The 10,791-nt window shown below is 54.2% G+C and carries 10 protein-coding genes; 8 read left to right on the top strand and 2 right to left on the bottom strand.

From position 1 onward, the window contains the following. Window positions 1-449: 449 nt before the first annotated feature. From FP815_08260 to FP815_08295, 8 genes are all read left to right on the top strand, one after another. Entirely contained in the window at window positions 450-1,355 is a 906-nt protein-coding gene (locus tag FP815_08260) for a hypothetical protein (protein ID MBA3014933.1), read from the top strand. An 18-nt stretch (window positions 1,356-1,373) separates the two neighbouring features. Then, entirely contained in the window at window positions 1,374-2,648 is a 1,275-nt protein-coding gene (locus FP815_08265; GenBank protein MBA3014934.1) for a cation:proton antiporter, read from the top strand. Beyond that, window positions 2,648-3,841: a metallophosphoesterase gene (locus FP815_08270; protein ID MBA3014935.1), complete on the top strand. Its 1,194-nt coding sequence runs from the start codon at window positions 2,648-2,650 to the stop codon at window positions 3,839-3,841. Before FP815_08265 ends, FP815_08270 begins: the two co-directional genes overlap by 1 nt. A gap of 25 nt (window positions 3,842-3,866) precedes the next feature. Continuing rightward, entirely contained in the window at window positions 3,867-5,834 is a 1,968-nt protein-coding gene (locus FP815_08275; GenBank protein MBA3014936.1) for a DUF4445 domain-containing protein, read from the top strand. Next, window positions 5,834-7,981, top strand: a complete 2,148-nt coding sequence (locus FP815_08280) for a hypothetical protein (GenBank protein MBA3014937.1) — start codon at window positions 5,834-5,836, stop codon at window positions 7,979-7,981. Before FP815_08275 ends, FP815_08280 begins: the two co-directional genes overlap by 1 nt. 64 nt (window positions 7,982-8,045) lie before the next feature. Next, entirely contained in the window at window positions 8,046-8,264 is a 219-nt protein-coding gene (locus FP815_08285; protein MBA3014938.1) for a hypothetical protein, read from the top strand. 19 nt (window positions 8,265-8,283) lie between these two features. After that, complete coding sequence (locus FP815_08290; protein ID MBA3014939.1) at window positions 8,284-8,655, top strand: DUF1318 domain-containing protein; 372 nt, start codon at window positions 8,284-8,286, stop codon at window positions 8,653-8,655. Next, window positions 8,640-9,449: a hypothetical protein gene (locus FP815_08295; protein MBA3014940.1), complete on the top strand. Its 810-nt coding sequence runs from the start codon at window positions 8,640-8,642 to the stop codon at window positions 9,447-9,449. Before FP815_08290 ends, FP815_08295 begins: the two co-directional genes overlap by 16 nt. An 11-nt stretch (window positions 9,450-9,460) precedes the next feature. Here FP815_08295 and FP815_08300 read toward each other — a convergent pair whose 3' ends face one another. Next, complete coding sequence (locus tag FP815_08300) at window positions 9,461-9,892, bottom strand: 4Fe-4S dicluster domain-containing protein (GenBank protein MBA3014941.1); 432 nt, start codon at window positions 9,890-9,892, stop codon at window positions 9,461-9,463. 14 nt (window positions 9,893-9,906) lie between these two features. Further along, entirely contained in the window at window positions 9,907-10,614 is a 708-nt protein-coding gene (locus FP815_08305; protein ID MBA3014942.1) for an AAA family ATPase, read from the bottom strand. Window positions 10,615-10,791: the final 177 nt, after the last annotated feature.

Raw genomic sequence — 10,791 nt, forward strand, 5'->3', positions numbered from 1 at the left:
GTAACTATCCACCTTCTGACCCAGAAAGGTGCCGAAGCCCAGAACCGTAACTGTTCAGCAGTGCCGCAGATGCTAGGCATCGGCCTGCGATGTGTGCTTTTCGCACATGAGCAGGCCGATAACAACGCAGATGTGGCACTGCTGAACAGTTACAACTCTCAAAACATTCGTCATCCCGGCATGACGGCAAAGATAAACGGTAATTTTGTAATTTCTCGGTTCCAAAAAATGCTCCACACACCCTAAACTCATGCGGCGTGACTATCTGATTCCACTGAAAAAGATGCGCCGCTCCCAGGCAGAACAACGATCCCCTTGAAGTGGAAGTAAACCTGAGGTAGAAAGTAAAAGAGTCCTTTACAAAGCCGAGAACTCCACCCTTCTTCATCACCGGAAAAAATGCCCCGTCAGCAGGGCGCCATTATCAGCTGCAACCAAGGAGCGTTTTCATGAACAACCCCTCATTGAAAGGACGCCCCCCCTATCCTTTCAAGACAATCGGAGTGGCAGTGGCATTTTCTCCTCGCTTGAAAGAGGTTTTAGGCGAAGCCATAATCATTGCAGCAGCATGTGATGCCCGCCTGCTCCTGTTCCATGTCGGCAGAAAAACCCCACACCACGAAACAACCCTGCGCGAGTGCTGCCAACGCTTAGGCCTCTCCAGCCAGGCAACCCGAATCATCTGGCAGGACGGCAATCCCGTCCCGACCTTACTCAACCTTTGCAAAGTCAATGGCGTAGACCTTCTTATCCTGGGAGCCTTACGAAGAGAAAATCTCTTTCGCTACTATCTTGGCTCGGTAGCAAGAGGACTCAGTCGAGCCGCTAAATGTTCCCTGCTCTTGCTGACCGAACCCAAGGCCAACGGCACCTCGTTCAGTAAATTTGTTATCTGCGGAGACAAGAACCCAAAAACGATCCACACCATAAACGCTGCCGTCTATTTCGGTCAAAATGTTGGCGCCCAAGAGATTACAGTAGTTACCGAACTCGACCAACCTGGCTTGGCCATGGCCATGGCCGACCACAGCACCGCCGGCCAGGCCTTACAGACCAAATCGCAGATGAACAGCGAGGCTATAAGCAACGCTCACGACATGATCTGCCTCTGTGCCCCCGGAAAAATCACCATCAAGGAAAAAACCATCCCCGGCCAACCGGGCCATGCTATCCGTCAATATGCAGAGAGCAGCCACGCCGACCTCCTGGCCATCAACTCTCCCGACACCCGATACGGCCTGATCGACCGAATCTTTCCCCACGACCTGGAACATATCCTGGAAGATCTGCCGTGCAGCATGCTCATTGTCCATTCCCGAAGCTGCCAGACGACTCCAAATCGCCCTTCCCCTTGACGACGCAGAGACCATTTCATGTCCAAACTAAGCCACAATGATCTGATAACCCTGCTCCTGGCGGTCAGCACCATGCTGATCATCTCCCGCATCGTATCTGAATATGGAAAACGATTTGGTTTACCCCTGGTAATGGGAGAACTGCTGGTCGGAATCGCCCTCGGCCCGACGATCCTTGGACACCTCTCCCCCACAACCCACAGCATACTCTTTCCCTTCGCCAGCAACGCCAATTTCTCCCTGGCCATGGACACCATCACTTCTCTCTCCGTGATCATGCTCCTCTTTGTCACCGGACTTGAAGTCCGTTTGCCGCTGGTCCTCCGGCAAGGGAAGATTGCCATCACCACCGGGCTTGGCGGCATGATTCTCCCCTTTGCCTCAGGTCTCGCCCTCGCCTGGTTCTTTCCACAATTATTCAATGCCCCAAACAACGGGCCAAGCCATGCTATTTTCGCCCTGTTTCTGGGGACCGCGCTCTCTATTTCGGCCTTGCCAGTCATTGCCAGGATCCTCTTGGATATGAATATGCTCAAAACCGACATCGGCATGGTGATTCTCGCCGCTGCCATCTTCAATGACCTGGTGGGCTGGCTCGTCTTCTCCTTCATCCTCTCGATGGCAAGACAAGGTAGTGGCAGCCCTGCCACCATTGGCCATACAATTATGTCAATTACCGCTTTCTCAGCCTTCATGCTGATTGCTGGACGATTTGCAATCAACCGTATTCTCCCTTGGGTAGAAACCAACCTTTCCTGGCCGGGAGGGGTCCTGTCTCTCAGTCTGGGACTCTGCCTGCTGTGTGCCGCCTTTACCCAAAGCATTAATGTCCATGCCATCCTTGGCGCTTTCATTGCTGGAATTGTCATTGGCGATTCCGTCCACCTACGGGAGCAGGCACGTGAGATCATGCACCAATTTGTGACTAATTTTTTCGCTCCTCTCTTTTTTGTCTCCATCGGCCTGAATGTAGATTTCCTCCGACACTTTGACCTACAGATAGTCACCATCGTGCTCATCCTTGCCTATATCGGCAAAGTGGCAGGGGCAGGAGTGGGCGCCAAAATTGGCGGGATGTCGTGGCGACAATCACTGGCGATTGGCTTCGGCCTTAATGCCCGAGGAGCCATGGAAATCATTCTCGGCAGCCTGGCCTTTGAGGCAGCAATCATCAGCCAACCGGTCTTCGTGGCGCTGGTGGTGATGGCGCTGATCACCAGCATCACCAGCGCCCCCATGATGCGCTATTTCATGAAAACACCCTCGCCAACACAGCAAACAAGAGTTTCTTAATGCCTAAAGTCCTGCTCCTCTTTTTCTTCATCTACTCTCTGTGGCAACTCTATTTTTTTATCAAACTGCGCAGTGCTCTCCCCCTTTCCCGAACACTGTCAGCCATACTTATCCTTGTGCTGCTGCTACTGCCTTTTGCACCCATCCTGGTCCGGGTCGCTGAACAGGCGGGGCTGAATGAACTTGCCAAACCTCTAGCCTTCTGGAGCTATCTCTGGCTGGCGTTCATTTTTTTGTTTGTAGTCTCCGGGATCATCCTCGACACCTGCCTCTTAGGAGCAACAACACTTTCCCGGTGGCGCCCCTCTCTCCCCCTCAAGCGCCTGACTAGCCCACTGGCAGGGCTGCTTATCCCGGCATCCCTGGCTCTCACTCTCTGCCTCTATGGTTTTTTTGAGGCCCGGCAAATCCACACTGAAACCGTGATCATCAACACCCCAAAACTAGCGGCAGCCCACAGCCCTCTCCGCATTGTCCAAATTTCCGATGTCCACCTGGGGCTGATCATAGGCCGCGCCCGCCTTGGCCGAATCCTTACGGCGGTGAACCAGGCCCGACCGGATATCCTGGTCAGCACAGGGGACCTGGTCGATGGACAACTCGACGGCATGGAAGAACTGGCTGAGATGCTTGCCGACATCCGACCGCGCTACGGCAAATACGCGGTCACAGGCAACCACGAATACTATGCCGGCATCTCACACTCCTTATCCTTCACTAAACGCGCCGGATTCACCCTGCTGCAAGGAGAGGCCATCCACCTCGACGGACTGCTTACTCTCGCTGGGGTCAATGACCGGGGCCGCCATGCAGCTGAGCTAACCGGCCCATCCGTTGAGCAGAACCTGCTCGCCCCCCTGGACCAGTCAACCTTCACCCTGCTTCTCAAGCACAGACCAGAGATATCCCCGGACAGCTTCGGCCTTTTTGACTTACAACTCTCTGGCCACACCCATAAAGGTCAAATATTTCCATTTTCACTGCTCACCAATCTTTTTTTCGTCAAAAATGCAGGACTCCTCACGATTGATGAGCAGTGCCAACTCTATGTAAACCGCGGCAGCGGCACCTGGGGTCCTCCCATCCGGCTCCTCTCCCCGCCGGAAGTCACAGTAATTGAGTTGCGTCACGACATGACATCTCCTGTTCCTGACGTAAAGCCGACGCTTGACAGCGCCACCAAGGAAAAGTAGAGATAACGTAAGGAGAATTTCACCTATGGAATCCAAACACACCATCACCTTCCTTCCCAGCGGCCGAAAAGTGTCCGTGGTAACGGGTGCCTCACTCATCCGCGCTGCGCGGGCAGCTGGGCTCCACATCAACGCCTCCTGCGGCGGGGCCGGCCTCTGCGGCAAGTGCCGGGTCCTTGTCGAGCAGGGTGAGGTGATAGGCGGCGCTAGCGAAAAGCTCTCGGCTAACGATCACGCCATCGGCTATCGCCAAGCCTGCCTTGCCGAGGTCTACGGCGATCTCATCATCAGGATCCCGCAAGAATCGGGCTTAAGCGGCGGGGTCCTCGCTACCGCAGTGCCAGAACGACACCGGGCGCGAATGCATGTTTTCGAAGTTGAAAACCTGAAACAGGAGGGGATCTTCGTCCTGCCGGTGGAAAAGCTCTGCCTGGAACTCCCTCCCCCCAGCCAAGCGGACAACCGAGCCGACGTCGGACGAATTATCCATGGCCTGGCCGAACAATACAATCTTCACCGCCTGGTCACCGGCCTGCCGGTCCTCCGTAAAGTCAGGCGGGCCTTAAGGGAAAATAATTTTCTGATCACCGTCACAGTGGGACGTCCGGTCAACGAGAAATTCAAGTCCCATATCATCAACATCCAATCCGGATGCTGGGCCAATCGCAACTTCGGCCTGGCCATCGATATCGGCACCACCACCGTCTACGGCCAGTTGATTGACTTGAACAGCGGCCGGATCCTAAGTGAAAAAGGCGAATATAACGCCCAGATCAGCTACGGCGAGGACGTCATCTCCCGAATCATCCATGCCGAGCAGGATGAGGGCCTCAAACAGATGAGCGCCCTGGTCATCGGCACCATCAACACCATTATCAAAAATCTGCTGGCAAAAGCCACTCTACCCTATGGCATGAGCGGACACCCGATCACCCCCGACGAAATCAACTCGGTGACCATTGCCGCCAACACCACCATGACGCACCTCTTCCTGGAACTCGAACCAGACAATATCCGCCGCGCCCCCTATGTGCCGGTATCTACCTTTTTCCCCCCGTTTAGGGCCTCGGACTTAGGCCTTGACCTCCCTCCCCATGCCCTGGCCCTGATGTTCCCTGCGGTATCAAGCTATGTGGGCGGTGATATCGTGGCTGGAGTCATGGGCTCAGGGATGTACCGCACCGAACTCGTAACCCTCTATATCGATATTGGCACCAACGCCGAAATCGTCATCGGCAACCGCGACTGGCTGGTTTGCGCCGCCTGTTCCGCAGGTCCGGCCTTTGAAGGTGGCGGCATCACTCACGGGATGCGAGCAGCCTCCGGGGCCATTGAAGATTTCAGCATCAACCCCGAGACCTTTGAACCGATGAACATTACCGTGGGCGGCAAACCTCCCATCGGCATCTGCGGCTCGGGCCTGCTGATTATCGTGGCCTGCCTGTTTGAACACGGGGTGATCAATCAGGCAGGAAAATTCAACACCATCGCCAGCCCGCGGCTCCGCCAGGGAAAAAGTGGCGCTGAGTTTGTGCTGGCATGGCAGGAGAATGCCGGAGTCGACCACGATATCGTTATCAACGAGGTGGATATCAATAATTTCATCCGAGCCAAGGCCGCTATCTTTGCCGGAGCCAAGACCTTGATCGAAGAGGTGGGCCTCCAGGTTTCCGACCTCGAACAGGTTATCCTGGCCGGGGCCTTTGGCTCCTATGTCGACCTTGATTGCGCCATGACGGTAGGCCTCTTGCCCGAGGTTGATCCACAAAAAGTCTTATACGTTGGCAACGGCTCGCTGATGGGGGCCAGGATGAGCGAGTTAAGCAATCACATTCGCCGGGACGTGGTCGAGGTGGTGCGCAAGATGACCAGCTTTGAACTATCCGAGGTCGCCCACTTCAGCGACCAGTATGTGGCTTCGCTTTTTCTGCCCCATACCGACATGACCCTGTTTCCCAGTGTCGAAAAACGGATTGCGTCAAGGCCTAAGTGATGCCCACCTGGTTCGGCCGCACTTTAATGGCACTGGCGATTTTAGCTCTCCTAATTCTGGCCCTGCCATCAGCCTTGCGATTCACTCTGTTTCGGCAAGGCCTCCCCTTCGGACTGAAAGAGCGTTTTAACCTTTCCGCCAATGTCCGCCTCCTCGATTGGCGCCATCTGGATCTCAACCAGGTGACTTGGGGAGAACAAGGCAACGAGACCCTTGAGACCAAGGCAATCACAGTCTCCTTCTCCCCGACCGGGCTCCTTGCCAGAACTCTGGATGACGTTACAATTTCAGGACTGACGATCCATCTCACCAACAATCCAAATGGTTTTCGCTTGCGGGAAGTACCGGAGAAAGATCAGAAAACACTCACTCCCCCCACAACAACCGAAACCAAGGGCTTCCACCTGCCGCTTGCCTTTCGCAATCTCGATATCGACTATGGCCGGATCCTAGTCCATACACCAGACACCACCATCGATATCCCATTCCGACTTCACCTAGAAACCAACAAAGATCATCCTGACCGCCTCCTTTTCTCTACTGAACTGCTCGCTGGCAGCCCAATGCCCACGATTAAAGGTGAAATTAACCTGGCAGCTCTAACTGTTCAGGCTGAATACACCTGCCCATTGGCTGCGCTCTCCAGATTCTTACCTGAACTTGCCGGTGTCCCCGAAGTTATTGTATCAGGACGATTAAATGTAACGCTTGATCCCGAAGGGCAGTGGGCACTGTCAACCAACGCCACCCTTAACGGCAAAGGAAACAAGGGGACCATAACCGCCTCACTGCCGGCTAGAGAGACAACCCTCAGCCCGATCCACTTCCAGGCCCAAGGAAAAGGGACCGGCCCTGCCGGAGCAATAACCCTCTCAGGGACATTGGACACGCTCAATGCTGGCCCGGCAACCCTCCGACAGCTCTCCGTCAACCTGCCTTGGAGCTGGCCAAACCCGCCCGATTCAGGGGAAATCGGCAAGCTGGGTATCGAAGCAATCACGATCCATAATCAAAAAATTGGGACACTGGGACTCAGCGTTCGCCAGACAGGTCTGGCTGCGGGGAAAATTACCGGCAGTTTCCAGGGCGAAAAAGACTTTCCACTAAAAGTCGAGTTAAAGGGCACAGCAGGGCTTGATCAAAAAAATAAGGGCTCACAGTTTGATTTCTCGCTAACCTTACCCCCCCTGGACCTGAAGAACACCAACTGGCCAGAGTTTATCAATCTCTTTCAACCCAAATCCATGAATCGTTCGGCCATCAACTTGGCAGGAATCCTTACCGCCAAGATTACGGCGCGAGGAGACACTTTTCATCAAGAGGTCAAGGGCGAAGTCAACATCACCGATGGCGCTCTCTCCCTATCTCAAAAAAAAATAACGGTCAGTGGAATTTCCGGCGCCGTCAGCTTCCCTAATGTCCTATTAAGGAGCAACGTCCCACAAGCAGCCTTCAGCTTCGAAAAAGCAACAATCGGAGATTTACGCTTGACTGACGGAGAACTGGATTTGCATCGAGATGGGGAAGAAAGTCTGTTCGTGGAACGGGTAAAGACAGGATGGAGCGGCGGAACAATCCATGCACTGGGACTCCGCCTCCAAGCGGGCAGCCGAGATCTGGCAGGCGATCTCTTCTGCGACCGGCTCAATCTTGCCCAACTCTTAACCCAGTTGGGCATCCCCCAAGTCAGCGGCAAAGGGACCATCAGTGGTCATCTCCCAATGAAGTATATCAATGGTAAGATCCAGGTGGCTCAAGGTTTTCTGTACTCTCCTCCAGGCGATGGAGGGAGTATCCGGTTTGCTGCCAGCGACTTGATCACCGGCGGGGTCCCGGCGGGTACCCCGCAATTTCACCAACTTCAGTTCGCATCGGCAGCCCTTGAGGATTTTTCCTATAACTGGCTGTCGCTGAGCCTGGAGAGCAAAGGGGAGGAGATGGTGATCGCCATGTCTCTCGACGGCCACCCCGCCAAACCGTTACCCTTCCGCTACGACTCCCGCCTGGGGACATTCACCAAGGTCACGAGCATCGGCGAAATAGGCATCAATCAGCCAATCAGGCTGGACGTCAATTTTCGTCTTCCCTTTAATGAGTTCCTTTGCTATGGTAAATCAATTCAGACCCTGCGGGACCAACTGCGTTGATCAACCCCGACTAGGGAGAGACCAGCTTTGTGCGCTCCGCGCAACGAATCAATAAAGGGGAAACATGAAAACCAACCAAAGACTGGGCATCTGTTGCGCTGCCGTTATGTTACTGTTTACATGCAGCTGCACCCGCCATGAGGTCGAGACCAAAAGTGAGGTGGCCTTGGCCCCGATTGAAATCAAACCAATCCACATCACCATTGATATCAATATCAAGGTAGACCGGGCGCTTGATAACTTCTTTGGCGACATTGATAAAGCCGCTGAAGCTAAAAACTGATTATTGGAGATAGAGTGAGATGACACGACGAAATCTAGCACAACTGATGACGATACTTTTAGTCCTGATCATGGCAGTGGGCACCGCCATGGCAGCAGATGGAATCAAGGACAGGATGCTGGCCAGGGTCCCTGTCCTGAACACCCTGAAGGCCACCGGGGTGATAGGAGAAAACAACAAAGGATATCTTGAACTTATCGGCAACAAAAATGCCAACACGGCAGAAATGAATGCTGAAAACGCTGACCGCCGCCAAGTCTATGAGGCTATTGCCAAGCAGCAAGGGACCTCGGCCGATCTGGTCGGCAAACGCCGCGCACTGCAGATCGCCGATAGCGCTGCCCTAGGAACCTGGCTGCAGGCGGTTGATGGCTCATGGCGACAGCAGTAGAATTCCCGCTCTTGCTCGGCAACCAAGAACCCTTCCAGGACCAAGCCTTCCGCTACCCTCTCTCCTTTTCCTTTTCTGACGGCAGCAGCGCCCCGCTCTTCACCGCGGGGGTCGTCTCATCCCCCGCCCTGGAGAGAATCGCCCTGTCCACGGTCGAGCAGATAGCAACGAGACATATGGGTCAACGCCTGCTCTTGGTCCAGGTCTTGGAAGGGGCACGACTCTTTTTCCGGATGCTGCTGCCCCACCTTGAACACCTGTGTCCGGCGGCAGGTATTGACTATGAGATTGGGTCGCTTAAAGTCAGGAGTTACAGTCACGGATCGCGCGCAGCATCACACCAGATTCTACAACCCCTCCAAGACAGCCGGGGTCAAGAACTGAACAACTGCAGCGGCTTTGACGGCGTGATTCTGATCGATGACCTTATTGATGCCGGACACACCATGGCGTGGCTGATAACAGAATACCTACCCTGCTTTACCGTAAACAGGATCGGGGTATCAACCATGCTTTCGAAGAGTCGATCACGGACAAACACCGTAAACGAGATCCTCTCCCGGCACCTGATTTCAGCGGGGATGCAGGTTCCTAATGATTGGCTGGTGGGCTATGGCCTGGATATGGCGCTACCAGGAGATGGAGAAACTCAAACGCTGCACCTCTTCCGTCAAGCGCTGCCCGGCGGTGTCTATGCCTTTAACAGCAACATTGAGGAACGGCTAGTACGCGAATACCGGCAAAGGCCAGCATGGGTTGCAGAGCAACTCTCGGCCTATATTTGCAAGGAGTAACAGACGGGAAACTACTCCCTAGTGATGGACTGGGGGTCGAGGGAGACAGACATCGCCCGCACCGGACAGACTGTCACACAGAGTCCGCAACCGGTGCATTTTTCCGGATCGAAAGGGACGGACATCTCTGGCCGTTTAACAGCCAAGGCGCCGGTAGGACAAAGTCCGGTGCAGGCCCCGCACTGAAAGCACTTCTCTTCATCGCGGTTTACCACCGTGGCCAGACTCTCCACCGAGACACCCTGTTTCTTGAGATAACTGATCCCCGCCTGAACATTCTTTTTATGTCCGGAGAGTTCCAACACCATGAGTCCGTCCTGTTGAAGAAAGATGTCCGCCTTCAAGATATTAAATTCAATATCGTAGTGCTTAACGAGGTTGTAGATGATGGGCTGATCAATGCTTTCCTTTGGAAATCTCAACAAATACATTCTGTTATACATAAAAAAGGTATCCTCTACGCGGGTAGTGCGCTCCGAGTCACAGCCTCGGCGCGGGCGTTTTGCACCAACATTGCCAGCCGGGCAATCAAAGTATCAACCGGGGCGTCAGTGTCAATAGTGATCAACTCTCCGGACGCCAATTCGTCCGGTCGTTCAAAACGGTCTTTTTGTTTAAGATAGATCTCCCATCTGCCATCAGACACCGCCCTCGGGTCGAGCGCCCTTTGGGCCATGCGCTCTTGTAAGAGCGACTCAGGACAACAGCACTCGATAAATATCACGGTCGCCTCGTGAGTCCGAGCAATCTCCTGCACCCGAAGCCGCTCACCCTTGCTCTGATACGAACCATCAAGGACCACCGAGCGCCTGACTCGGAGATCGGCCTCAGCATGAGCCAGCAGTGCGTCGTACGTTTTCCTCGAAAACTCTGCCGTATAGATGCCAGCGTTGAAAGATTCCCTTTGCTGCGTGCTAACTGCCAAGCCAGCCAACTCCTTCCTGACCCGATCAGAGTTATACGAGTTAATCCCCAAACTCTGTGCCCAAGCCTCGGCCAGGGTACTTTTGCCCGAAGCGATCAGCCCAAAAAACACATACAAAGTCTGATTTCTTGAATTGTCATCGTCCGTTAATTGAAGATCAGACACGATTACAGCTCCTGCTGCCAACACTCTGAGCACACCACCATAGTGTTGGGTTACGGCCTGACGGCCTGACCCAATCTACAATAGGCGAACATTGAAAACAGAGGGAATCAAGCACTGGCATACCGGGTCGCCAAGTCAAAGTATTGCTTAGCCTGGGCAAGACACACCGTCTTGGTCTCAGCATCAACCTCAGGGGCATGGGCGGTAAACAGGCCGATCTTGCCGCGGACATAGGCCCGGTAGCACTTGTAA

It is taken from the genome of Desulfobulbaceae bacterium, from assembly GCA_013792005.1.
Taxonomy (GTDB): Bacteria; Desulfobacterota; Desulfobulbia; order Desulfobulbales; family VMSU01; genus VMSU01.